This is a genomic window from uncultured Microbulbifer sp., assembly GCF_947489355.1.
Classification (GTDB): Bacteria; Pseudomonadota; Gammaproteobacteria; order Pseudomonadales; family Cellvibrionaceae; genus Microbulbifer.
This window is the reverse complement of record NZ_CANLDD010000001.1, coordinates 38,205-63,339: the sequence shown is the minus strand read 5'-3', so window position 1 is coordinate 63,339 and position 25,135 is coordinate 38,205. Positions and strand designations below refer to the sequence as shown.

General features: G+C 45.4%; 26 protein-coding genes and 1 pseudogene. 17 read left to right on the top strand and 10 right to left on the bottom strand.

The window, feature by feature from the left end; all coding sequences use genetic code 11:
• Position 1 precedes the first annotated feature (1 nt).
• From Q1A48_RS00245 to Q1A48_RS00235, 3 genes are all read left to right on the top strand, one after another.
• The gene (locus Q1A48_RS00245) at positions 2 to 1,051 is read left to right on the top strand and encodes an MBL fold metallo-hydrolase (RefSeq protein WP_299939594.1); all 1,050 of its coding nucleotides are present in this window, start codon (positions 2 to 4) and stop codon (positions 1,049 to 1,051) included.
• Positions 1,052 to 1,216: 165 nt separating this feature from the next.
• On the top strand, positions 1,217 to 1,414 hold the full coding sequence (locus Q1A48_RS00240) for a hypothetical protein (RefSeq protein WP_299939592.1): 198 nt from the start codon (positions 1,217 to 1,219) through the stop codon (positions 1,412 to 1,414).
• Entirely contained in the window at positions 1,404 to 2,054 is a 651-nt protein-coding gene (locus Q1A48_RS00235) for a cytochrome b (RefSeq protein WP_299939590.1), read from the top strand. Before Q1A48_RS00240 ends, Q1A48_RS00235 begins: the two co-directional genes overlap by 11 nt.
• A gap of 361 nt (positions 2,055 to 2,415) precedes the next feature.
• Here the strand turns inward: Q1A48_RS00235 and Q1A48_RS00230 are convergent, their stop codons facing one another.
• The 3 genes and pseudogenes from Q1A48_RS00230 to Q1A48_RS00220 all read right to left on the bottom strand — a co-directional run bounded on the left by Q1A48_RS00230 (position 2,416) and on the right by Q1A48_RS00220 (position 3,996).
• The gene (locus Q1A48_RS00230) at positions 2,416 to 2,880 is read right to left on the bottom strand and encodes a hypothetical protein (protein WP_299939588.1); all 465 of its coding nucleotides are present in this window, start codon (positions 2,878 to 2,880) and stop codon (positions 2,416 to 2,418) included.
• Between the two features lie 101 nt (positions 2,881 to 2,981).
• Positions 2,982 to 3,146: pseudogene (locus Q1A48_RS00225) on the bottom strand (hypothetical protein); the annotation flags it as partial.
• A 505-nt stretch (positions 3,147 to 3,651) separates the two neighbouring features.
• On the bottom strand, positions 3,652 to 3,996 hold the full coding sequence (locus Q1A48_RS00220; RefSeq protein ID WP_299939586.1) for a hypothetical protein: 345 nt from the start codon (positions 3,994 to 3,996) through the stop codon (positions 3,652 to 3,654).
• Positions 3,997 to 4,705: 709 nt separating this feature from the next.
• Here Q1A48_RS00220 and Q1A48_RS00215 point away from each other — a divergent pair.
• From Q1A48_RS00215 to Q1A48_RS00170, 10 genes are all read left to right on the top strand, one after another.
• Positions 4,706 to 6,742, top strand: a complete 2,037-nt coding sequence (locus Q1A48_RS00215) for a hypothetical protein (protein ID WP_299939584.1) — start codon at positions 4,706 to 4,708, stop codon at positions 6,740 to 6,742.
• An 81-nt stretch (positions 6,743 to 6,823) separates the two neighbouring features.
• Positions 6,824 to 7,753: a hypothetical protein gene (locus tag Q1A48_RS00210; RefSeq protein WP_299939582.1), complete on the top strand. Its 930-nt coding sequence runs from the start codon at positions 6,824 to 6,826 to the stop codon at positions 7,751 to 7,753.
• 346 nt (positions 7,754 to 8,099) lie between these two features.
• A complete protein-coding gene (locus Q1A48_RS00205; RefSeq protein WP_299939580.1) occupies positions 8,100 to 10,052 on the top strand; it encodes a hypothetical protein in 1,953 nt (650 codons plus the stop codon).
• An 81-nt stretch (positions 10,053 to 10,133) separates the two neighbouring features.
• A complete protein-coding gene (locus Q1A48_RS00200) occupies positions 10,134 to 10,727 on the top strand; it encodes a hypothetical protein (RefSeq protein WP_299939578.1) in 594 nt (197 codons plus the stop codon).
• A gap of 10 nt (positions 10,728 to 10,737) precedes the next feature.
• The gene (locus Q1A48_RS00195) at positions 10,738 to 11,934 is read left to right on the top strand and encodes a hypothetical protein (protein ID WP_299939577.1); all 1,197 of its coding nucleotides are present in this window, start codon (positions 10,738 to 10,740) and stop codon (positions 11,932 to 11,934) included.
• Between the two features lie 37 nt (positions 11,935 to 11,971).
• Positions 11,972 to 12,205, top strand: a complete 234-nt coding sequence (locus tag Q1A48_RS00190) for a hypothetical protein (protein ID WP_299939575.1) — start codon at positions 11,972 to 11,974, stop codon at positions 12,203 to 12,205.
• On the top strand, positions 12,193 to 12,708 hold the full coding sequence (locus tag Q1A48_RS00185) for a hypothetical protein (protein ID WP_299939573.1): 516 nt from the start codon (positions 12,193 to 12,195) through the stop codon (positions 12,706 to 12,708). The genes Q1A48_RS00190 and Q1A48_RS00185 overlap by 13 nt, the downstream gene beginning before the upstream one ends.
• Positions 12,709 to 12,788: 80 nt before the next feature.
• On the top strand, positions 12,789 to 13,514 hold the full coding sequence (locus Q1A48_RS00180; protein WP_299939571.1) for a hypothetical protein: 726 nt from the start codon (positions 12,789 to 12,791) through the stop codon (positions 13,512 to 13,514).
• A 393-nt stretch (positions 13,515 to 13,907) separates the two neighbouring features.
• Positions 13,908 to 14,573, top strand: a complete 666-nt coding sequence (locus Q1A48_RS00175; protein WP_299939569.1) for a hypothetical protein — start codon at positions 13,908 to 13,910, stop codon at positions 14,571 to 14,573.
• A 307-nt stretch (positions 14,574 to 14,880) separates the two neighbouring features.
• Positions 14,881 to 15,063, top strand: coding sequence for a hypothetical protein (locus Q1A48_RS00170; RefSeq protein ID WP_299939567.1), 183 nt, complete (start codon positions 14,881 to 14,883; stop codon positions 15,061 to 15,063).
• 754 nt (positions 15,064 to 15,817) lie between these two features.
• On the opposite strand, the gene Q1A48_RS00165 is transcribed toward Q1A48_RS00170, so the two are convergent.
• The 7 genes from Q1A48_RS00165 to Q1A48_RS00135 form a co-directional block, all read right to left on the bottom strand.
• Positions 15,818 to 16,165 (bottom strand): hypothetical protein, encoded by a 348-nt coding sequence (locus tag Q1A48_RS00165; RefSeq protein ID WP_299939565.1) that lies wholly within the window; start codon positions 16,163 to 16,165, stop codon positions 15,818 to 15,820.
• Between the two features lie 481 nt (positions 16,166 to 16,646).
• Positions 16,647 to 17,549 (bottom strand): U32 family peptidase, encoded by a 903-nt coding sequence (locus Q1A48_RS00160; protein WP_299939563.1) that lies wholly within the window; start codon positions 17,547 to 17,549, stop codon positions 16,647 to 16,649.
• A gap of 10 nt (positions 17,550 to 17,559) precedes the next feature.
• Positions 17,560 to 18,555, bottom strand: a complete 996-nt coding sequence (locus Q1A48_RS00155; protein ID WP_299939561.1) for a peptidase U32 family protein — start codon at positions 18,553 to 18,555, stop codon at positions 17,560 to 17,562.
• 12 nt (positions 18,556 to 18,567) lie between these two features.
• A complete protein-coding gene (locus Q1A48_RS00150; RefSeq protein ID WP_299939559.1) occupies positions 18,568 to 19,050 on the bottom strand; it encodes an SCP2 sterol-binding domain-containing protein in 483 nt (160 codons plus the stop codon).
• Positions 19,051 to 19,267: 217 nt separating this feature from the next.
• A complete protein-coding gene (locus Q1A48_RS00145; protein ID WP_299939557.1) occupies positions 19,268 to 19,654 on the bottom strand; it encodes a putative zinc-binding protein in 387 nt (128 codons plus the stop codon).
• 966 nt (positions 19,655 to 20,620) lie between these two features.
• Positions 20,621 to 21,550, bottom strand: a complete 930-nt coding sequence (locus Q1A48_RS00140; RefSeq protein ID WP_299939555.1) for a hypothetical protein — start codon at positions 21,548 to 21,550, stop codon at positions 20,621 to 20,623.
• The gene (locus Q1A48_RS00135; protein WP_299939553.1) at positions 21,534 to 22,049 is read right to left on the bottom strand and encodes a sigma-70 family RNA polymerase sigma factor; all 516 of its coding nucleotides are present in this window, start codon (positions 22,047 to 22,049) and stop codon (positions 21,534 to 21,536) included. The genes Q1A48_RS00140 and Q1A48_RS00135 overlap by 17 nt, the downstream gene beginning before the upstream one ends.
• A gap of 199 nt (positions 22,050 to 22,248) precedes the next feature.
• On the opposite strand from Q1A48_RS00135, the gene Q1A48_RS00130 reads away from it, so the two are divergent.
• From Q1A48_RS00130 to Q1A48_RS00115, 4 genes are read left to right on the top strand one after another with little or no spacing between them, the layout of a single operon-like run.
• A complete protein-coding gene (locus tag Q1A48_RS00130) occupies positions 22,249 to 22,878 on the top strand; it encodes a biliverdin-producing heme oxygenase (protein ID WP_299939551.1) in 630 nt (209 codons plus the stop codon).
• A gap of 29 nt (positions 22,879 to 22,907) precedes the next feature.
• Positions 22,908 to 23,861 (top strand): tonB-system energizer ExbB, encoded by a 954-nt coding sequence (exbB, locus tag Q1A48_RS00125; protein WP_299939548.1) that lies wholly within the window; start codon positions 22,908 to 22,910, stop codon positions 23,859 to 23,861.
• Positions 23,861 to 24,295 (top strand): biopolymer transporter ExbD, encoded by a 435-nt coding sequence (locus Q1A48_RS00120; RefSeq protein WP_299939546.1) that lies wholly within the window; start codon positions 23,861 to 23,863, stop codon positions 24,293 to 24,295. The genes exbB and Q1A48_RS00120 overlap by 1 nt, the downstream gene beginning before the upstream one ends.
• The gene (locus Q1A48_RS00115; RefSeq protein WP_299939544.1) at positions 24,292 to 25,128 is read left to right on the top strand and encodes an energy transducer TonB; all 837 of its coding nucleotides are present in this window, start codon (positions 24,292 to 24,294) and stop codon (positions 25,126 to 25,128) included. The genes Q1A48_RS00120 and Q1A48_RS00115 overlap by 4 nt, the downstream gene beginning before the upstream one ends.
• Positions 25,129 to 25,135: the final 7 nt, after the last annotated feature.

Here is a 25,135-nt window from a genome sequence, read left to right as displayed (position 1 = left end):
AATGATTCTTTTTATCGGCGCTTTACTGGCTGCTTGCGCAGCAAGCAAAGTGGATATAAGACAAAAATCAGCAAATTTCAACGATGGGGTATTTAGCAATACCAATCCGGTCGAAACCAAGTCTTTCTGGGAAATTGTATGGAGTGGGCTTACCACAGAGGCCGAGACAGAGCGTGCTGAGTGGTCAGACTGGGTGGAAACAGAGATGGATACTGCCCCACTTGAGCGGGTTCAGGGTAGCGATGTACGCATCACCTTCGTGAATCATGCCACCTTTTTGATTCAGGTGGGCGGATTCAATATCCTGACTGACCCGGTATTTTCGGAGCGCACCAGCCCGGTTTCGTTTATCGGACCGAAGCGGGTACATAATCCGGGCATTACCATTGACAGTTTACCCAGGGTCGACGCCATTCTGATCAGCCATGATCATTATGATCACCTGGACTTGAATTCTATCAGTACGCTGATCGAACGGGACAACCCACTCCTCTATATGGGACTTGGTGTGGGGCGCCGCTTGCCGGTCTCTGAAAAAATCATCGAGCTGGACTGGTGGGACAATATTCAGGTTGCTGACAACTTCCGGCTCTGGTTCCTGGATGTCCAGCACTTCTCTGGCCGTTCACTGACGGACAGAAACTCTACGCTTTGGGGTGGCTTTCTTTTAGAGGTTGGCGGTAAGAGAATTTACTTTGGTGGAGATAGTGGCTACGCGGATCATTATGTGCGCACCTATGAGCGCTTTGGACCTATAGATGTCGCTTTGCTTCCGATCGGCGCCTACGCACCCAGAAACTTATTCAAACCCGTTCACCTGGACCCGTTTGAAGCCGTCCAGGCGCATATTGACCTAAAGGCGAACCTATCGATAGGCATGCATTATGGCACTTTCCAGCTGAGTGCAGAAGCGCGTAAAGAACCCGTTGAACTTCTTGAGCAGGCTAAACATGAGGCGGGTATCTCCCCTTCCGCCTTTATAACGCTCGAGGTAGGGCAACCATTTGAGTTACTCAGCCTCGCCGCTTCCAATACACAACCGACACAGTAAATGTCTGGTAGTGAAACCCATTTTTTGAGCCAGAGGCGATACACGCTGTGCGCTTGTTGTTCAGGCGTACACCGGAAAAACGGTAAAAAAATACTCCACAAATCCCAATACAGTCTACCGATAAGATCGGGGCGGGCTTCAGTACTGTCAATTTGGAGTGAGCTTGTGAATATAGAACAACCTGCATCAGGGAAAGCTGGAATATCATTCTTTATTGACATGAAATATGAATCTACCAGGCCGATTCATAACGGAATATGCAACAACGTTTTCAATTTCTTAAAAAAATCGACGGAGTCGGTATCATATATTGGTTTATTTGCTGGAACATCCAAAAATTCAGGAGAACTTGATGAGCATTAGAAATACTGCCAGCAACTACGGTGTTATCGCCAAGTGGTTGCACTGGGTAACGGCTGTACTTTTTCTCGTATCCTATATTAGTGTCTACTATCGACATTGGTTTACACAGGAGGAGACCCCTGGAAATTGGACTGCACTCCAGATTCATTTATCCGTAGGGGTTACGATTGCTGTTATTGTAGTGCTCAGAGTTATCTGGCGCATTGGTAGTCGAGTACCAGATCCAGAGCCTGGGACAAGGTTGGAACATTTACTTGCGCATACAGGGCACTATGGTTTATATGCCATCATGATCATCCTGCCAATTACCGGGTATGTGGGTACTTCTGTAAATACAGAGTATTTTTTTATGTTTGATATCCCTAAATTCGAAAACACAAGCTTATACCAATTCTTAATTGCTAATGGACTGGGTATTTCCTTCGAGGAATTCGAAAAACCAATAGATTTTGTCCACAAAAACGTACTAGGGGCCTGGCTGGCATGGATTTTAATAGCGGGACATATCGCAGCGGCGTTATACCATCACTTTATCAGGAATGACAGGACCCTGCAAAAAATGACAAAAAAAGGCAGCATCCAGACTGTGGATGCAGCGGGTAAGGCTCAGATGCAGTTGAGTAATAGAGAGATAATTTAATGGGCACTGCAGGTAGGTTTTCCGTGGGTGCAAATCTCCCGCCTAGGTGAGATTTCGGTTGTCCAGAGGTTATGCAGGCTGTCAGTTTTGAACCACAGCTCCATTGATCACAGTGAGCGCGCACTGACATTGACTGGATGAGTTTAGAGGAGTTGTTAAAAAGCCCTGTTTGAGGGTTGAGTGAGGCTTTGAAGCCTTGCATGGTTTCTGGTGTATTTGTGACTAATAACCGTGCAAGGACAACAGAGCGATCAGTGTGAATTTTTCGCAGTGGTGAATTGTATAATCGACTGTACCGAGTGATTCTACAGAGCGGCTTTGATCTCCTCAAACCGTACCCGGTGTTTTTCCAGCAATTGCTTTACCCGGTGGGAGTCGTTGCTGGATTTCTTGCGCTCCCGGCTGGTATTGAATAGCTTTCTCCCATTGAGTTGCAGCTCCGGCATACCTCGATAAGGCTGGCGAGCTTCAGTGGCTCGTCGTAATCTATCTGTTCGGTGCTGTCAGGCCCCAGTAATGGCTCAATCAGGGCCCTGGGGTTCAACTCTGTGTCGGGCGCAGATTGCCATTTGTATCTCGGCCGGCCTATCTCCTCTTCGACCACGGCAACTGTAATATGGCCGCGATCAGCGAGAGTGCCCATACGGGTTATGCTGGCGTTGAGGTCGCGAAAGTTGGCTGTCCGTAGGGCATCGGGCGAGCGGCAGAAGGCAGGATATTGCTCACGGGCGACTTTGTTGAATTTTACCAAGTAACCGGATTTGCCAGAAGAGGTTTCCAGTTCAAAATCGATATTGGGTTCCAGGTCCTCTCCCCGCTCGTTCAAAGAGGGGGTGTTGGTAGGTCCACAGATCTATTTGGGCGAGCAGGTCTTTCCAGAACAAGCCCTCTCGGGATTGCCGGCTCAGGCCCTGTTAGTACTGGCGATTAGTTGGAAGTCATTACTGACTTTCCTACCTGATCAGAAGGGCATAAAGCGCTTATCCACAATAGCCATAACCGGTTGGTTGGGGCACCGGTGAATGCGCTTTTGTTATGACCGAAGGGTGCATGCATGACATTTTCGCCCAGAAACGTTAAACAGTTAACCGCTACAAGGCGGTCATCGAGCGTGTCACGTTGTTTTCTGAACTCATAAACCTGCTGGGCTGTTAGGTATTAACTACGTACTGACCTTTTAAAGATTCAACCCTTGACCACTGCAACCTTGCTGAAGAGTTGATTTTAACCGTCAAAAGCTATGTATTACGGGTTGGTATAAAACCATTAATAAAAACCACATTTCGCATCCAGCGGCCCTATAGCTGTCTGTGAGAAATGAAGATTGTTTATATCTCCACTGTTGGAGCCTACTAAATCTCTAGCGTTTAGTTCTCTTTCTTGGGTCCTAATCTCATAGGAGTGTACAGTATAAAAAGTCACATAAATATCATTATCATGGACATTTACAGTTGAGGCAGAAGCATCATGTAGACGATTAGTATTAAGCACAAATTAAGGCCCGCTCGAGAATACGCCAGAACACTGGTGGTTATAAATGGCAAAGGTCCATGTAGTATGGTAGCTCTGGATCCATTGACCTCTTCAATTTGTTTTCTCACATCATGTCTTGTCGAACACAACCTATGGTGGCTTCAATGGCGATATTATTCTCTACAGTACGATCGTACCATATACCAACTTTATCAAGGATAAAACTCAATGCACTGGCAAGCGAGGCAATTAATGAACATACCAGAGTAACGGATCTAAACTTCATCATCATTTCCTTATAACTATTTTTAGTATTATCGATGCCCGAAGGCACCACTAAAACCGTGAGTGGCCACACGGTATGCTTAACCATATGACACCGATGGATTTTGCAAAAAGTTTGCTTAGAATGAGCTTCTAATTGGGTAAATGGTACTAATTCAGCGATGAACTTATTTTTAAATTCCAAAAAAGTTGACTAAAATCTCACTGGGTATAATTCTAGAAAAAAGTTCATTTATCAAATCATAATAATGAACCGAGAATTAAAAATTTATACAATAAGCTTGAAATTTTTTTTAATTTACATATTCTATGTATACAGATATTTTGAAAAAGGAATTTCCAAATACCAATAAGCATAAGCCAACTTGTACATTCTGACGGAATAAAAAATTTGTGATGTTATCGACAGTTTAAATCTTGAATAGCGGTGGAATAGTAACATAAGATTAAAATTTTATTTATTGTAATTTGAGTAAAAGTGTATCTCAATTGAAACTAGGTCTTGAGGTGCTGGAGAAGGAACGGGATCTATCACTTTTAGTGTAACCCAACAAGGAGGCTAGACTATGTTCGGAATAATCAAAAAAATAGAATAAGAAGAAATTCTAATCCAATTATATACGGAATAAGGATGCTCATGGTTTTCATAAAATTTATGAATCTCATGTGGCGCAATAGTGTGTATTTTTGCTTTGAATACAATCATGCCAAAATTATCCACGAAGCAACTTAATTCACATATAGACCGGATTTCATTTTTGTAGAAGAAATACCGGAAAAATTTTAATTCGTTGCGGTAATGTTTTTTGCTTTTAGCAAGGGACCAAAATTAATATAGTCAAAATTAGCATCGCATAATTATTTACTGCTTTTAATGACAAGGAATAATAAAAATGTATAGTCTTCAAATTGTAACTTGGACTTTGAATAAGCTGTTACCTAAAAGACAATACAATTTTTACCAATTATTGTTGACAGGTCGTCCTGGGCTGGTACTTTTGGGTCTGCTTTGGGGCGCAATGGCCGGAGCGATGGAAAAGAATATTGATTTGGAGGTAACACAGTTAAATGAGAATCCTACCTCCATATTCATATCGGGTGGTGAAAAACCTGATAATTTAATAAATTCGTTAATAAGTAGAACTAAGTATAAGAATGCTTTTAGCGGAAACGATTACCCTGTTGATGGTATTTTGAATAAAAACTATAATTCATTTTGCGCAACAAAAGTACAACTTACGCATTTCACACCTAACATCTGCTATTACAATTCTTCTGAAATAGAATGTAGAGATCAGTGTTTGAATACATTACCAACTGGAAGCCCCAATTGTTATATGGATCTATCTTTACCATGCGATCTGCGTGATGAATTATTTGATAGCTCTCCTAGTATCCAAACCCAGGGAGAGGATACTTGGATCCATATATCGGATTTGCTTAATTTTCCTGCGCTGAGATCAGATTTACATATAATAAGAAGAGAATTATTTCAAGAACTGTATAAAGATTATGTTAAGCCGCCAGTTTCAGAAGGATTTAGTGCTTCAACACAGCAAATAAAAAAAGATAATTTTCGTCTTTTATCAATTGATAATGCAAAGCAAATTATTACACCATTAAAAGCAGCGGCAATTTTTAAAAGGGTAACTTTGGGACAATCCCTGGAAAGAAGCGTAGAGCTGGAATATGGTAAACTTCAACGAAGAATTGATAGCTTTCCCTTTTATTCTGAAGTGGAAAAGGCGATCTTACAGTTAGAACTAAATACTATTAAAGAACAAGAATTAGAACTATGGGATTTCATCAAAAGTGCAGATAGATCCTTGGTCCATGAATCACGCATAATCTATTTGAATAATAAACTTAGAAACTTAGCTGACAAGATCAATGCTCTCGACAGTTCAATAGCTATATATATGGTCGATAAAAGCGTGGGATTATTACCCGCTAATTTAAAACAGTGTGAATCCGGGATTTGTGTCAATAAGATACCTATAGATGAAGTAAACTATTATCAAACGCTAGATAAGAAACATACACATTTAGAAGTCCTCATTGATAATTTGATGGGGGAAGCAGAGTCCCTTGATAGAGTTGTCGGCAGTGATTTAGAAGTAGTGAATGCAACTGAATACAATCAACCAGATTTTACCAATTTAATAAATTCAAAACTCACTGCCTATCAGATTAATCCAAGTGAAAATAATTTAAAAGAATTAGAAGTTGCAATTAATGTAGCATTCCTTCAGCTGGGGATAGATGGGAAAGAGCTGTTTACAACATTAAAGTCACAATCACTGGCTCAACTATCTGGGATAGGCTTCTTGGAACCATTTGAGGACAGAAAGATACTGTTATGCCGAACCTTATCTGATCTCGACCAAAGACTTAAAAATATTCAAGTAGAAAGTATCCGTATAGCCAACGAAGCTGGAGATATTATTAAGTTGATGCTCGAACAAGGACATTCTCTTGAGCTAAGAATACAGTTAGAGCAATTAGTATCTCAATTATCAGCACTAGCGACTGAAAGCCAGAGGATATCTCAAGTTAATCGCTTTTCATTGGACAGAAAGAATACCATTATCTGGAATCTTGATGATGGTACTTCTTTTTGGGATTCTGATTTGTATCAAGTCCAAGTTGAATTTATTTCTTATAATGGCAATTACTGGACCCCGACAGATACTGTTCCTTTGATGGATATGATTCCGGCAATAGCTGATATTTCTACCATAAAGGGCAGTCTCTTGCCTAATGCAAATGGTTCTATTGCGGCGTTACAGTTAATTAGACTGACACTGAGACAATCAGCTTATACCGCTTGTTCGCCAGGCAATGAAGAGGTTAGATTAGTTGTTAAGTTAACCGATCCAAAAGGAGATACAAAACGTTATACATTAACAGCTATAGTTGACCAGATTTAAGGAGTTTTAATTTAATAAATTCCAGCACACATGGGATATTTTGAATAGATCAATTTAATTAAAATATTGAAAAGGTTTTTTATGAAAGGAATTAAAGTTTTTTCACTTTTTTTATTTGTTATACCATTGGTTACACAAGCATCTCCTGTAACATTATTTGATGCCGAACAAAATTGTATTGCCCGCAATACAGAAAATGGAATCAGATATATTCCACCTTGTAGTTTTACACCCAAAACAATATTTCCCCAGCAGCATAAAGTAGAAATTGAAAATAAAGAGCTTTTAAATGGGCTCTTCAAATCTAACCTTTCTTTCACATTTGGTTGTGAGAGCTTGCGCCCACTAAGCATTTCTTATGAAGTAAGTGACAACAATGAACCAGTTATTACAAATACAGTTTCTGCTATCAAAAACCAGGACGATCAAGTAATAAATTTTAATCACAAATATGATAGTGCGACATTTTCTACACAGGAAATTATTGGAGCAATTGGCATACAAGCAATAAAGCCTGATTGCAAAATGACCGTTTCAAATTTTATATCTTACCCGGATCCTGAGTATTATACATTGCTTGGAAATTCTTTAATTAATGTTGATAAGCTGCTCAAAAATATTTTCTCGGCAACAAATCCAGATATGGATTATGCAACTGCTGTTGGGGTAATTGACAATTCAATCTTATTGTTATCATTTCTCAGACCGCAGAGCGATATCATTACAAAAATTCTTATTAATAAAACCATTTCAGATTTATTAACAGCAAAAGATACCTTATCACAGGCTTGTGGAGCAGGTTCAAGTGCTCAGCTCTGTAGTGCTGCCATCGCTGAGACACGGAGTATCATACAAACTGAGTCTATTAGCAATGAGATTAAAATCATAGAATTAAGTCAATACCTTGAAGAACAAATTAACTGGTTAACTCTCCAAGAGATAATACGAGAAAGTGAACTCAATAAATTACAGCTTATTCGAGATGCGCTTATTGATCAATTAACTTTATAAATGTGAACATATTAAACCTTAATGCCATTAATTCATAGTAGCAGTAATGTTTAATGAGTTCTATAAGACCCGAAATAGATGCTCATAAACACATATGAAGATTAAAGATATAACTTAAAATCTGCCTGGTAGTTAAATATAAGCTACAAACAAATGCGAGGTTGACAGTATTGTATTGAAAAATATTAGGGGGATATATGGAAATTTATTAAGTGTAAGTGTAAGTATAGGTATTATATATTTATAGCAACTTGCATTACTCACATGCCGCATAATAAATTCTAAATGATGGGTTTTAATTTTTGCTGTAATAATGGATTCAATAGAAATATAGTTAGGGAACAAAATGATTTTTAAAAATAAATTCTCATTTATTATCTCAACAGCTCTAGCGCTTACCACTTCCTTTGTACAGGCTTTACCAGATGCTCGCCAAGGAAATCCGCTTGGTGCCCTGGGAATTCAAACACCAGATGGGGTAGGAGATGTAGTAAGAGATCATGAATTACCCAATACCTTGCATGTTGGGCCTGCAAATGTAAAAGAGATTAAAGGTATATATAGTGAGTTGGACAGTTCAGGTCCTATGTGTACTGATTTTGTTAATATACGCAAGCAGGCATATCTATTGCCTCCAGATATTCAGGAGGCGTATAATAATAAGGAATATGTTAGTAATTATTTTCAAATATCCATTGCTATTCCATGGCGTAGTATTGGACTTATACGCCAGGTTGAGGATGCAAGAACTAAGTTACGTGACCTTGAGAATGACGGAAATATAAAATTAAAAGCTGACTATTTTACGCTCCGAGCTGAATGGATTCAGTTAGAAGCAGACATTGCAGCCCTTGAAGATGAAAAGGATGATCTTAGTGATCAGAATACCCTTAATATTAGCAGTTGCATTACATCAAATTCGTCCAATCAAACAGCTCTCGTTCAATGTTTGACGAATAATGCCAACTGGTACACTAGTGAAAGTGAAAAACTTGATTCACAACTTGAGACTCCAGTCGCAAGAAAGCGTGAGATTCGTCAGGATTACTTTTCTGTTAAAGGCCTTTATGAAGCATATGAAGCAGAGGAATCGCAATTTACCAATGACTTGTTGTTCGCCCAGATTATATTTGATGCACAAATACAAATTGCAAGAGGTGCCTGGGATATAGAAAAAGATGTTGTAGCAGCAGAAGAGGGTAAAATTGTTGGTCGTGCCACTGCAGGCTACAATCTGTTCGATAAAGAAACAACCTTGTTATCGCAAATCTTAAAAGAAAATGGCCAAAACGATTTTGAGGTAAAGCAGCTCGAAGTATTTAACGTGAATTTGAATTCTGGCGTTACCCTGGATAACGTAACTATTTCAACGGATAATGGCGCAGATTTATATAGAAAAAATACCTGGTCCTTTCCAGCAGATACTTTAATGCGATCATCCATTCTTAAGGAATGGGATATGCCATTTGAGAGAGAAGATCGCGGAGATACTATTTATTTTGATACAATGGACGAAGATTCCTTTGCTTCTGGAGGAGTTAGCTTTTACGTTACCAAGGGAGCACGATGTGGTGAGTATACTCAGTATATAGAAGAAACATATACTGGAACCGAAAATGGTACTGAAGCAGAATGGGTTGTTCAACAAAGGTATTATGAACCTCAGCCAAATAGGGTTATTTTTTCAGAGTCGATTGGTCTGAACTATAATTATTATGCTTATCCAGGACCGCTTCGTGGTCAATGCTCAATTGATGTTGACCGTATGAATAGTTACTGGCGCAATACTGGCGTCAGAAAAGGTTGGAGTTGGTTTAGAACCAAGACCAAATCCTGGGATATCACCAAGTCAACGGCGAGAGAGAATATGGGTATGCAATGTACCCTTGATTTAAAACCCACATCAAATGATCCTGAAGAAGCGCTAGAACTTGCCGAGCAATTCGAGCGTCATATGTATAGCGATATGTGGCAAATGTTTTTGGCTGTGTATGCCAAAGAATACAAAATTGAGGTTAGTGATCCGAATGTTGTAGATCCAGGAAAAAGTCAAGTAGGAAATGCACTAGGAACAGGCGTTATGAAACTGTGTGGTGCCAATGTGTATTGCCAATTCACGGGTATTGTTCTGAAGGCACTTGATGAAATCGGTGGTTCTAAAGCAAAGGGTACAACTTCAAGTGAAAGTAGAGTGTACGGTACCATATGGAAGAGATATGACAAAAACACCTTTACGGTTAAAGGCGGAAGTTCACTTGTCAATCTCAAGGTCTGTGTAGATCAAAATCAGTGTGATTGATTCTTAGGGATTCTAGGTGCGGTGGGATACGGCTGCCGTACCTAGTATATCATTATTTTTTTGTAATTGTAGAGGATCTTTATGAGAGGCTACCTGTATCAAATAAGTCTTGCTGTAGGACTGCTGACTTGCTCGGTTATATTTTTTATTTATAAGGACAATAATAGCGAGCCAGTTACAGAGTATAGTAAAATCACTGGTTCAAATAAATTGATTGAAAAAAAGTATCCGGTAAAAAAACATGCCGGTTCCCAGCAGGATAATCTTAAGGACCTTGCATCTACTATCTCAAAAGACGAACTAGAAATAAAAGATGCGGCTGACAATTATATCTCCAGAAAAATACAAGATGCTTTAAGTGGGAACACAACACCAATCGATAGCGGCCCTTTAGAAGAAATTAAAGTATTATTCCCAACTATGGCTAAAAAAATCGAGCACTATCAAGCTAACGTGAAAATACAAAATACAAATTTAGCAGACTATAAATCTTTGGTTGCGCAGAGAAATCAAATGCTCCGTAATAATACATACATACCAGAGTATCTGCAGTTTGAATTAGCCCAGAAAAAAAATGATTTACTCAATGCTGCCAATATTTTAGGTAGAGAAGCTATTCTTATAAATGCAGAGATCCGCAGACAAGCTGCACTTTATCAAACACAAGTTAATTAATGAGTTCCCCATGAAAAGAATATTGTTGATTATAGGGATTTTAATTTCATTGGTTGCGAGTGCAGATAATGATGATATCTGCATCCCCAGTGAATTTGAATCTTGTGATTCTGTAGAGACGGTGCGCATACATATACTCGATACAGTGCCATATACAGGTGAGATGTCCATTAGTGATTGTAGCGATTTATCAAACTCATTGGCATCGGTGACTACTACTATATTTGATCATGGAGTACCATATGCTGCATCTGCCAGGGAATTCACAAGCATACTTTCCTCAAGTGAAGGAGTATTGAAAACAATAGATGGCAAAGATTTACAAATTGTTCCTGATAGCATTAAATTACAGCGGCTTGGTTATATGGATTTTGAGATTAACGATTGGGAAAGCAATCCTACCCTGGAAGGACGGGATATAACGCAGCTTGCTGAGATAGAAAGTTGCTTTTTGACAGACGAAATTAGTTATTTTTCTTATGATTTATTACTTTCGACTGATGATAATTTAACTAACTGGTTGTCCCAAGATGCTCGCGAAAACCAGATCGGTTATGATAGTGAATCACAAGAGGTATTTAAATTTCTTTACGGAAAAGATGGTTTAGGTTATGGAGATTATGTTATAGGCGGCGTATACTATAAAAACACACCCAGGTTTTTAACTGCTGAATGGAGCTATGATGAATTTTCAATAATTTGGGAGTTGATGCCGGTAGAGCTTTCTGAAAGAGTTAATGAGTTAATCCCCGGTGATATTCTCAACAGATTAAAAGATAACTGGTTGGGTAACTGTCAGCCAATAAAAGTGCGAATTGCACAGGATCCGGATTTCATTACATCCACGAATTTTATTACCAATAAACCCTCTCATTGTGTACAAAACCCGTTTTTCACTAATTTGCAGAATGATATTATACCAGATAATACAACTGCAGAATTTACACAATATCTCGAAAAAAGGAAAAGATTTCACCATATTGCATTTTTAATGAATGACATAGGTGAAGTTATTCCCTGTGAGGAAAGGGATAAAATATCTTTAGATGGCTGTAGTCAAAAAATTGTTCAGGAGTTTGAAATATTATTAAGGTCTTTTTTGAGAAAAGAGCACGATCTATTTATTGAATTAAATTTACCTAAATGGAAAAACAAAGTCTATCGTATAGATCGGTTTAATGGAGAAGTGGCCTCTATTCACCCTTGAAAGTTATATATAATGATCATTATTGCGAGATTATTAAATGAAAATAAAAAATCTAAGCTTATTTCTTATTGTTTTAACGTTTTTTGTTTGTTTATCCTCCAAAGGTGCCGCTCTTACAGAAAATCATCCAGATACTGACTTTATATATATTAGTGGTGAAAAATACACTTTAAACAGTGAATCATTTCACAAGCAATATAATCTGACTAAAGGATTCGAAAAAAGCGATTTTTTCCGTATGTTGCCGATATTCCTGTTGTGGGGAATATAGGGCAAGAATTAATATTTGATATCGATCTAAAAATAAATGGACTTCGATTTTATGACGCAGGATTTCACTGTTACGTTTATGTGGAGGATACAGATTTGCCATTTCCTTCTCCTAAAACAATAAAATATAAATTAGTTGACTCAGGTACACCACCTAATTGTGTGGAAATAGAAATAGTGGGTCCCGGGAATGAATTCCATTTTTCTGTATCCATGAACGTAGCTTGTTCAGGTATGGCTATTGGTTCAAATGCAGCCAATAAAAATGCTACATTGACCTTAGAAGAAATTGGTGCCATAAGAGATAGCATCCACGAAATATATGGCGTTATTGGCAATCCCTATGATCGCAAAAGAGAATTAAATTTAATTGTTGATGGTTCTCTTGAGGCTGGCGAGCGGCAATGTAAAACGCTCTCTATTTATTTAAGTGGGTTCTCCGATGCTGAAGAATATCAAATACATGAAATTACCAGTGATATTATAATTGCCCAATCTTTTTAATGAAATTTCTTAATATATAAAATGTAAGTTAAACTTATATGTAGTTTAAGTAAATAATAAAATAAATAGAGAGTTAGAAAATGATGAAGGGTTTGTTTTTTTATATTTCTACATTGATTTTATGTGTCGATTCTATTGCCGGTGCGTTAGCTGCAGTGGATAAATCAGATGCTGTAGATTCTATTTATATCAGTGGTGAAAAATACACTTTAAATAATGAATCATTCACCCAATATTCTGTTGGTGAGGTAAATGGCTGGACACTCCCCAACCCAAGATATACGAGGCCAATTGAAAGGTATAACTTGATTGCAACCATTCCTGTCATAGGAGATATAGGTCAACCCTTAATTTTTGATGTCGATATTAAAGTAAAAGGGCTAGGCTTCTATGATTCTGGATTTCGATGTTATCTATGGGTCGCTGATGATGCTTTACAGGATAAAGGCACACCGCCTAACTGTGACTTGGTAGACGTTTTTGATGCGGACAATGAATTTTATTTTTCAGTATCTATGAGTGTAGATTGTATAGCTGAGAATACTTTTAATCTTGGTTCAAATATCCAAAATAGAGATGCCTTGCTTACACCTGAGCAAGCACTTGCAATTGAGGATAGTGTCGACAGAACATATGGTGTTATTGGTAATCCCTATAATCGAGAGAGAGAGGTAAATTTGTTAGTTGATGGTTATCGTGATGCTGGAGGTTCAAAATGTGAAGAATTGAGAGTAGAATTAAGTGGCTTTCCAGATACTGAAATATACCAAATCTCTGGAGATATTATAATTGCTGAACCATTTTAGATGCTTTTGATCAATGATATTTTTTATGAATTTTAATTCTTGGGTCGATTAACAGCGCATTTGTCTACATACTGTTGAGTGTGCGAAGTGTAAATGTGCAAGGATTAATTAAATTTAAACTTATAATTATAGCAAAGCGATGTGTTTTATGCTTTTAGTCTGGAATGAAGAAAAGGCATACATAAAAAATATTTAAAGCGATGAATGCATATCCCGGTTGCTTTGATGTTAAAAAGTAGGTGGGTCATAGGGCTTAAATTTTATTGAAAGTGGGTAGTTTAAAAATGTCTGATAAATACAGATACAGACTGTTATAGCCAGAAATATGAAATGTAAAATCCAAGTTACTATATATACGCTTGGTTATCTTTATTTTTAACATAGGGAATCAAAATGAAAATAATAAAAATGCGATATATTATAATTTATTTGCTGCTGATTATAAACTCTCCTGCCAATAGCTATGAGAATTTATCTGAGTTTTCAAGTGGTGATTCTATTTACATTAGCGGAGAAAAATTTACATTAGGGAGTAATTCATTTGTAAAATCTGGTCAAAAATATGTTGCTATCATTCCTGTTGTGGGCGACATAGGTCAGCAACTTATATTTGATATTGACGCAAGAGTAAAGGGCTATGGATTTTATGATACAGGTTTCGAATGTCATAAATTTTATATTCAACCCAATGGGTCTATCAGGATTGGTTCTGGTATTCCTCCTAATTGTGATGCTACGAGTGTTAATCCGAGCAACGAGTTTTATTTTTCTGTAAGAATGAACGTAACCTGTAGCAATTTGGTTATTGGCACAAATACTGAAAATAGAAATACTCTACTAACCAGTGAACAATTGCAAGCGATTGAGGATAGTGTTGATCGCGTATCTGGATTTGTTGTTGGTAATCCCTATGAGCGTAATAGAAACCTTAATTTATTGGTTGATGCTTCTCGTAAGACTGAAGGACAATGCAAAGAGCTCAAATTAGAACTTGAAGGCTTAAATGGTACCCAAATTTATGAGATTTCCAGCGATATTATCATTGCCGAACCGTTTTAATAGTTTTTTCCATAACTAAAAAAATTTAGCGGATTTTTGTATATTTCGGTTTCAGATAATAAGTGCAATTGGTGAGAGGGAGGCCAACTGGTAGAGTTGGCGCCTCTCCTAACCCATGTTTTTTATCGAAGTGAAGAGGTTGTTCAAAACTCTGTGTCAGCCAAGTAGGCTCATGGACTGATATATTTCTCCAGGTGATCCGGGAAGTGGATCGTCAGCTGTGGCGTAAACGGTTGTTGTAGAGCCTCATTCACCAATCCAACCCCCAACACTATTCTGGCCATCGTCAACAACACGGAGGCCAGCCATGAACTCTACAGATACTCTAACTTCACGCCCACGTGGATCCGCACAGCAATGGCAAGCGCTAATCGATGAGTGGCAAAGCAGCGCAATGTTCGTGCAGTTTTTCATCGATCGTGCTATTGGCTATGTCAGCTTCTGCCAGTGGCGCAAACGTATGTCTGTACCAGATAAAAATATTGTGTAAGCTCGGAAAAAGAAACCTGACTTTATCGATCCCGCCACGCTGAGTTCCGGCTCATCTTCCAGTTGAGAGATCGTGCTGAGCCTGGGCAATGGCATAGAGCTGAAGTTGAGCCAGCGCTGATGTTCTCGATGGGGACCCGCGCGAGGATCTTTTTGTGTACCGAGCCTACGGATATGCGCAATTTCTTTTGCGGGTTATCTGCAGTAACTTCTACCATATGGCAACATGCTGCCATTACCACTAAAAAACCACAATGATCTATGTCTCACTGCTCCGTGAGCGTGGCCACCCGGGGGATAACCACGATATGGTAGATACGTTCTATATCTTCCACTGCTGGATACGCATGCATTTTTTTTCGAACCCCCTCCCGGGACAGGTCCACATGCATCTCCGGTTCAATACCATGGCGCCGGAGGCAGTTGACTGTTTGGCAACAACAAATCAACCAGATACGCCGCTTTCTTTCAAACCCTCAAACACCAGAATTGGTTATAACTCGATTTCGGTTGTCCAGAGGTTATGCTGGCTGTCAGTTTTGAACTACAGCTGCATAGATCACAGTGAGTGCGCACTGACATTGACTGGATGGTTTTAGAAGAGTTGTTAAAAGCCCTTTTGAGGGTTGAGTGAGGCTTTGAAGCCTTGCATGGTTTCTGGTGTATTTGTGGCTATTAACCGTGCAAGGACAACAGAGCGATCAGTGTGAATTTTTCGCAGTGCTGAATTGTGTTATCGGCTGTACCGAGTGATTCTACAGAGCGGCTTTAATCTTCTCAAACCGCACCCCGTGTTTTTCCAGCAATTGCTTCACCCGGTGTGATTCGTTGCTGGATTTCTTGCGCTCCCGGCTGATAATGAATAGCTTTCTGCCAGCCTCTGCCATTGGGTTGCAGCTCCGGCACACCTCGATAAGGTTGGCGAGCTTCAGTGGCTCGTCGTAATCCAGCTGTTCGGTGCTGCCAGGCCCCAGTAACGGCTCAATCGGGGCTCTGGGGTTCAACTCTGTGCCGGGCGCAGATTGCCATTTGTATCTCAGCCGGCCTATCTCCTCTTCGACCACGGCAACTGTAATATGGCCGCGGTCATCGAGAGTGCCCATGCGGGTTATGCTGGCGTTGAGGTTGTGGAAGTTGGCTGTCCAGAGGGCACCTGGCGAGCGGCAGAAGGCAGGGTATTGCCCACGGGCGACTTTGTTGAATTTTACCAGATAGCCGGACTTGCCAGAAAAGGTCTCCTGTTCAAAATCGATATTGGGTTACAGGTCCACTCCCCGTTCGTTCAGAGAGGGGAGTTGATAGGCCCACAGATCTATTCAGGCGAGCAGGTCTTCCCGGAACACTCTCTGTTCAGAATTCTGTGTTATTTCTTTATCATTTGCAAAAAACAGATGACTTACTACCGGGCCGGAAGGAAAGAGTACCCCCTCCTGCTTGACTAGTATGACCAAGCCTAGCTTCGTTATGGATGTCACTGTCAAGGCGCTGCGAGAGGACAAAGATTTTAATGGTAAAGACTGATAGGTTTCACCAACGACCTGTCGCGTAAGCTCCCCCGCTTTGTGGACACCCGGCATCTCTGCCTCAGGCCGGTGTGCCGGTGCCACTGCGGGCGATCAGTTCGAGGCCGGGGTGATCGCACCAGTAACCATCGACGCCGGGGGGCAGTAGTTGCGGGTGCAGATCGCCGCGTCGGGCGCGGTCGAAAGCGTCAATCACCTGCTCCATCTGTTGCCATTGCGGTGACAGCCGCAGGATATCAATGCCCCGTTCACACAGTTGCGGGAAGTGGTGCAGCAGATTGAGCGGCTTTCCGGACAGCGTCTGTATACCGTTGATCACAAACAGCGCCTCGCCCTCCTGGGATTCCAGTGGCAGGCCGTTCGGGTATTCCATGCAGCGGTAGGCACAGTTATCCTTGTCGAGGCCGAGGTGGCGGGCAGTAAAGCAGCGCGCAGAATAAGCCAGTGGCATATGGCCGTAAGCAAACAGCTCGACTTCAGGTTTCTTTTCGCAGGCGTTGAGCACCGCTGCCAGTTGTCGCGAATTCATTTCCGCCGGCACCGTCCAGCGCACCATTCCGAGTGACATTAGATACGCCAGTGTGTGCTGATTGTAGATATTAACAGCCGGGCCGCAGGCAAACGGCAGGCGTGCCTCCGACAATAGCTGTACCGCCGACATATCATTGGCCTCAACCAACAGCTTGCTGTTACTGCAGATTTTTCGCACCCAACTGAGGTCGGCATTGGATTCCAGTAATGTCAGTGTCGACAGGACTATTTGCTTGTCGGAAACCTCTGCCAGCATCTGTGCCAGCATCTGTGCCAGCTCCAGCCAGTCCGGTGCCCGCAATGCGTGTCTCTTGCCGCACACCACTTCTCCCAGGTAAATACTATCCAGCGGCGTCGACAGCATGGTTTCATAAAAGTGATTGATGTCGGTGCGTTGCCAATAGTATTGCACTGGTCCCAGAGCGAGCCGCATTGTGTATTCTCTATTGCCAGGGGCGGTCATAAGCGCCCAGTGTTGTTTGTTTGCCTTCGGAATTTTTCGCCAGCGTCTTGCGCCAGCGGTCCTTTACCGAAAACTCCGTACCAGGCTCTAGCACTGCATCGATTGCCTCTCGCCAGGTACGCACCACCTGTGCCACATAAGCGGGGCTGCGCTGTCTGCCTTCAAGCTTAATGGCCTGAATACCGGTCGCTTTAAGCTCTGGTAGTAGTGCCATGCTGTTCAGGCTTGTCGGTTCTTCGAGCACGTGCTGGCGTTTGCCATCCACAATAAAACGACCCTTGCACAGGGTGGGATAGCCGGCGTTTTCATGTTCCGCAAAGTGGTCGATCAACACGCCGTTCAATCGCGTCTCCAATCCACTCGCGGTGTTTCGCCACTCTACCGCCCTGGCCGGGGAACAGACGCCGTTCTGGTTGGGCGACTCGCCGGTAACATAGGAGCTCAGGTGACAACGCCCCTCGGCCATGATGCAGAGGCTGCCGAAGCCGAAGACTTCCAGCTCCACACGACTTGCAGCTGCCAGTTGCTGTACCTGCCTGAGGGACAACACTCTCGGTAATACCGCACGACGGACACCGAATTGCTGTCGATAAAACTCCAGTGCCGGTCCACTGGTGGCAGAGGCCTGCACAGACAGGTGCAGGGCCAGATTGGGGTGCTTCTCGCGCGCATAACTGATCAGGCCGATATCCGCCAAAATGACCGCGTCAGCACTGAGAGCGGCTGCGCGATCAACGGCGCCCTGCCAGCGCGTGAAGCTGTCCGGTTTTGCATAGGTATTGATGGCCACAAACAGTTTTTTGCCGCGAGCGCGTATACGCTCCAGGGCGCGCAGCGCATTTTTGTCGTTGAAGTTGAGGCCACCAAAATTGCGCGCATTGGTTGCATCGCTAAAGCCGATATAAACCGCGTCTGCTCCATGATCGAGTGCGGCTTCCAGGGCCGGAAGGCTTCCGGCGGGACATACCAATTCCACAGTGATTCCTTGCTAATTCGGAACAATCGCTGCCAGTTCGGCAGCAGTCATTTCCAGCCAGCGCTGGGCCCATTGCGGTATACGGCTTCGATCAAGCGCATCCAGACGGTTTTTCACCGTGAGCCCGATTTCGGTCTGTCCGCCGAGGCATAACCTGCGCTGAAAAAACAGCGTGTCCGGGTCCTCTTTGCCACTGGCAATGGCGAGAAAGTCGCAGATACTGGCAGAGATGGTTGAGTCGGCCGGGGCATCCGTAGGTGCGCGCACGAAATAGGCATCGCGCTTGGAGATACGAAGGCATACGCCCAAATCCGTCACCGAGACCTCCAGGACTTTGCTGTCGAGGAAATCAAACAGTCCGTCCTGTAGCTCTTCTGATAGCCGCTGATTGAGCAGCTTGATAAAGACGACTTCGCCCGGCCAGTTGGGCAACAGTGGCAGTAGGTTGCAGCCGAACCGGTAGCCTATGCGGGCAATCGATCTTCTGACAAGCAATAGTCCCCCTCCCTATCCGCAATAATGGTGACAGCCCGGGTCCAGCCTCGGCGAAGCGTGTGGCGTGGTCCGGGAAGCTTTCCTGACACCTGTAACCCTGATCCCCGTTGCCATTTTCAAAGGCGGCAGGGTTTTGTACAGGTGCGCTCTCTGCAGTCGCTTCTACCCTATGGCAAGGCGCTACTAATACCTGTAAATATCCGGCAATGTAGATGACTCACTGCCCCGTAAGTGCGGCCAGCCGCGGGGTGACCACCGTCTGGTAGATACGCTCTACCTCTTCCGCTGCCGGATATGCATGCATTTTTTTTCGAACCCCCTCCCGGGACAGGTCCACATGCACCTCCGGTTCAATCCCATGGCGCCGAAGGCAATTGGCCGCACAGTGCAGCGGACAGCCATCCAGAACTATTTTCCGGCGAGTGGATTTGGCAATTTTTACCAGCGCTTCCACATCGCCGCCCACACCGGCAACACAGGACATTTCTGCCTGTTTGTTGTGATCGAGCCGCACGGCCAGTGCGTTCGCTAACTGCGCGGCACTGGAACAACCGGAGCACGCATAAACCAGCGGCAGCGCCCGGTAACCCGTTCTGTTATTCACTGACGATTGTCCTCTTTTTTTGCTGCAGCCGACGGAGTAACCCCTTCAACAATCTTTTGGGTAAGCCTGATCCATAGCGATTCCCGAGCGGTGAGCGACCTGCAGGTGTGATAGCGGATCGAGACTCTGCTGCGGACATCAGTTTTCCTCTCGTGGTGATCGTCTCTCGAGGTGCTGCATTGGGTGTGGGAAACCGCTGACGCAGTGACCGGGGGCCATCGAAAAATCGTTAGAGCCCCGGTGGAACCGGGGAATATAAAAGGGACTGTCGGGGGGAACACCTGACCAGAGTGGGTAGATCGGAAGAGGCTACCCCGGAAGAGGTAGAAAATAGCCGTGGCAGAGACGGCTTGGTGACACCCAAACCGAATACTAACGGGGGCTCTGGGGTACCCACAGAAAAGCGCACAAATTTTGTGTGAAAATCACAATCTTTGTGGGTACTACTAAATACATGGAGGTGTGCGTAAAAAAACTTCAGCATCCGGACAGCCCAATAAGCAATGGGCGGGCGATGCCGAACCAACTCAGCCAGCCCATTGTCTGCTGCAATCCACTGACCCGAACAGGGAGGTTCGGACTATAACTCCAGCAGTGAAAAGCTGAAGTTATTAGCAAAGGATTGCCCATATGCACTGCAAACCCGGCGCAGTGCACAGGCTTCCCCCTGCAGGGTTGGAGATTCGAGGGGCCCTCAGCATCGTTATACGCCCGCTATCGGCACAGCGCGCGTTTTGCTACGGAATACTCTGGGCCTGGAGTGGGGGAAAAGACTCCGTTGGCCCCTGTGCAATGTCGGGCAGGATTACAGAAAAAAAGCAGCCGCCAGTGGCCCTTGCACAGGGTAAATACAGTGATTTCAACCAGGAGTTACTGACAGCAGCGGGGAATGATCAACCCCAAGCGCTCATTTTTCCCAAGGAGATGTCCTTCCCTGGACAGGGAAATGCGCAATCCGGTGCAAACTCAGTCGAGCTCCCCGGCTTCGCACTGTCTCCAGTCACCAAAGGTACCATCATCTGCACCTACCCAGTTTTCATAAATAAAACTGAGTTCGGGCAGCTCCTTAATATTGAAGGAAAAATGAAATCCCTCCGCTTTGTCATCGGTGCGGATACAGGGCACTGCGGGTAACCAGGTGCGGAAATTGAGAGACGCCCCTTTCTTGATCACCTGGCCTTCTGCAAGCCCTTCAAACCAGGGCGTCAGGCTGGCCAGGCCACCGTTGATATGGCGTATTTGAACATTCTCGATGGTGTAATCCGCATCCACAGCAGTCATAGACCACTGGATAGATTGCTCCTCAGTGGCAGAGAGGTCCCAACGGAGTCCGGAGGGGGTGGTATAGGGCGGAATATTTTCATATGGCATCGGCCGCCACAAACTCCCTCTGCTGGAAATACTCCGCAGACGTACGCCCCTGGCCTGGCTCAGTGGTTCCACCTGTACCACAAAATCATATTCCGGTGCATCGTCAATAAGATCCGTGGCGTAGTAACGGAAGGTATAGGTACCCGGTTTGGTAAATACAAGACCGTAGGCATCCTCACAATCCTCTGAATTCGGGTCACTTGTAAATTCTCCACCATCCGGTGCACTGACCAGTTCCTCATGGGTGAACACCTCATCGCCATCGGGGTCAACCACCACAGGGCGGTGCAACAGCGACATACACGGCAGTATTTGAAAATAGTCCTCTCCCGGTGACCGTCTTCCCCAGTTGCGCGCCCAGACTACAGAGCGGATTTCCGGTACGGCATTGGAAACCTTGGCAAGCCCGTCATCCTGAGAATAGGTCCTTGCATACAGGCCCCGGTCATCGCTCACGATCAGGCGGGCGGTATAGGAGGGGGTTGCAACCCCCGGTTCTATGACCGGATCAATAGCGGTCCCCATAGGTGGCGGCATAGCATTTGAGCATTGCCTTGGCGATGTATTTTTCCACCGATGACAGGCTCAGTCCCTGACTTTCCGCGACCTGTCTATAGGTCATACCATCCAGCCGCGCCATTAAAAATACCGTTTTTTCAAGTGGTCGCAGGCCGCTTAACAACTGGTCAATGTGCTCCAGCAGACCGAGCAGCTCCCATTTGTCTTCCGGTGACGGGTATGTCGCTTCGGGCAGGTTCTCCAGCACAGCGAGATAGTTTCTTTCCAACACCTGGCGGCGAATCTGGTCAATCAGCAGGTTGCCGGCCACCTTGGTCAACCAGGCTCTCGGGCTGCGAATGGCCTCGGGCAGCCTGGGGCGATCCAGCAGCCGTACAAAAGTGTCCTGGGCCAGGTCCTGGGCATTATTCCCACCGGGGTTGCGGCGGGCTATCCAATGCACAAGCCACTCGTGATGCGACTGGTACAGTTCATTAAATCCCTTGGAGTGGGTTTTGACGGCCAATGCGGGGACCTCACGCTGGATACTGCTGCAGGTGTAAAATATTTTGCAACTATAAATGATTAACATTCTCATTTAAAGAAAAGCTTTGTATACTCCCCTGCCTCCATCGAGATGGGTTAAGTGCAGTTTGGTCCGTCACCAGTTACAAACCCACCAGATAAATGTGAGGAAGCCCTGATGACCTTGCTGGGAGTTGCCTGTGACTGAACCCGCTGAAACCCTGTCTGACCCATTCCAGGTGCCGGCACTTTCCGCCTGCTTGAAAGCCGGCACACACTCGATCCATGAGCGCCTGGATACACGCATTATGTCGCTGTCGGTATTCTCCAGCCGCGAGCGCTATGCCCTGTTTGTGCGCACCCAGTCCCGTCTGCACCACGCTGTTGCCCGCTGGTTTGAAAATGTCCGGTTGCAAAACTGGCTGCCGGAGTTAGCGCAAAGAAATCGCCTGTGGGCAGTGGTAGAAGATTGTCGGGATATCGGGTTGACATCCGAAGCCCTGTCAGAGGACAGGGAAGTGGCGGCACAAGTGCAGATTCTCGATATCTACAGCGCGCTGGGCTGGCTATATGTGGTTGAAGGGTCCAATCTGGGCGCGGCATTCCTGCTGAAACAGGTCAAAAAACTCGATCTGTCGGAGACGTTTGGTGCGCGCCACCTGGCCGCAAACGAGATGGGGCGGGGATTACACTGGCGCAAATTTAAAAATGCCCTCGACGCCCTTGAACTGGCCGGCGAGCAGCGGGAAGCCGCCCTGAAAGGCGCGATTGCCGCGTTTGCCTTTGCCCGACAGAACGTTGAGCAGCTGCTCGCATCCCCTGAAAATTAATTCAGCCAAGAGCTTGGCAGGAGTTGGCAATGGAGTTCCGGACCCTTTTGTTATGGTGTCTGCTGGGTGGCACTTTTGTGCAGTTGCCGGCCCTGGCGCAGGATAACCAGGCGGCAAATGCCGCGTATCAGTCCTCTGCCCCGGTTTCAGCCTCTTCCCCGCAAGCCGAGGTGTTGGGGGACGGGTCCTTCAATCAGGCCGCGGGCCGGGGCACAGAAACCATCGGTGATACGGCTTTCAGCGGCCACGACCTGTCACCCTGGGGCATGTACCAGGCAGCGGACATTGTGGTAAAGACGGTGATGATCGGTTTGTTGCTCGCGTCGGTTTTGACCTGGGCTGTGTGGTTGCTGAAAACGGTTCAGTTGCGTCTGGCCCGCCGCCGCGCCCAACGGCTGCTCACACAACTGGTGCAGAGTAACAGCTTCGCCAGGGCACACGATGGCCTTGAGGGACTGGCTGGCGATGCCTTGCTGCTGGCTGAGGCCTGCCGCCATGAACTGGAACTTTCCTGCGATGGCCCGACATCGGATGAGGGGTTGAAGGAAAGGGTGGTGGCCCGGCTTGAACGCGTGCAGGCTTCACTGGTGCGGCGTATGAGCCAGGGCACCGGTATGCTCGCCACCATCGGTTCTGTGGCGCCTTTTGTCGGTTTGTTTGGGACGGTCTGGGGCATTATGCACAGTTTTATCGGTATAGCCCAAACGCAAACCACGAACCTCGCCGTGGTTGCGCCGGGGATTGCGGAAGCGCTGCTGGCAACCGCAATCGGCTTGGTGGCAGCGATTCCCGCCGTGGTGATTTACAACTACTTTTCCCGGACTATCGGTAATTACCGCGCGGTACTTTCCGACATTGCCACGGCAATTCTGGTCTTGATCAGTCGCGATCTTGACCGCCACCACCCACAGGCCCGGCCAATGGATGATTTGATCACAGCCGGCAAACTGCATTCGGCGTCTCTGGCCCGGGGTACCCACTAATGGCGATGAACCTGCAAAAGGATCATGATGAGGCGCTGACGGAACAGCATGAAATTAATGTCACGCCCTTTATTGATGTCATGCTGGTTCTGTTGATTATTTTTATGGTGGCTGCGCCACTGGCGACGGTGAGTGTGCCTGTAGCGCTCCCCTCTGTCGAGGCGGCCTCACAACCCCGGGAGGATGATCCCCTGTATATCACTTTACAGAAGGATTTGACCCTGACCCTGGGGGAAAGCCAGCCGGTGACTCGCAATAACCTTGTCCAGCAGCTGAATGCCAAAGCCGCCAATACCGGGCAGCGCATCCTGTTGCGGGCGGATATCAAAGTGGAATACGGCGAAGTCATGGCCATCATGCGCCTGTTGGCGGCTGCCGGCTATCACAAAATTGCCCTTGTGGGGCGGGAGCAGCCGGCGGCAACCGCATTATGAGCCAGTTGGCAGGGCCCGGCCATGGATTCGCACAGCGCCAGCAATGGTCCTGGCTAGCAGCCATTGCCGGTGCCCTGGTGATGCACGCAGCCGTAGCGCTCTATTTCTTCCGGCAACCGGACACACCACTGGCGCTGCCTCCAGCGGCGCTGCCGCAGCTTGTTGACATCAGCCTGGTGGCCGCACCGGTGGCTCCCCTCCAGCAGCTCCCGGTTGGTCCCCAACAGCAGGAGTCCTCACCCGCGCCCCGGCAGCACAACACGCCACAACAACCGGAACCTGAACCGCTGCCGGAACCCCTGCCGGAAAGCATCTCCGAAGTTGCCATCCGGGCTGCCCAGAAAAAGGCGGAGCGCGAACCCCGGCAGCAGGTACCGCAACAGCCTATTGCGAAGCCGCAGGAAACCCGGCGGGAGGACGCCACTGGTGAAGCCACCGGAGACCGTTACGTAGAGGAAGCCAGCGCGCCTGTGACTGCCCGGACCCGGCATGCCGAAGTGGCTTCAGCCCCCACAGAAGGCGCACTGAATGAACGGCAACTAGAGGCCAGACTGACCTGGCAAAACCGGCTACAGGTGCACCTTGAGCGCAGGAAGCGCTACCCGCGCAGGGCCCGGGTCCGCCGCCAGCAGGGCACGCCCTGGGTGCGCTTTACCATGGACCGCCAGGGGAAGGTACTGGCGGTCAAACTGCACCGCGCCAGCGGTGTGGCCACGCTCGACCGTGAAGTGGTTGCCCTGGTGCGTCGCGCTGAGCCCTTGCCCAGGCCACCGGAAGAGGTTGTTGGAGACCCGCTCACGATGGTTGTGCCAGTCGATTTCTTTATACGCTGAACCACAG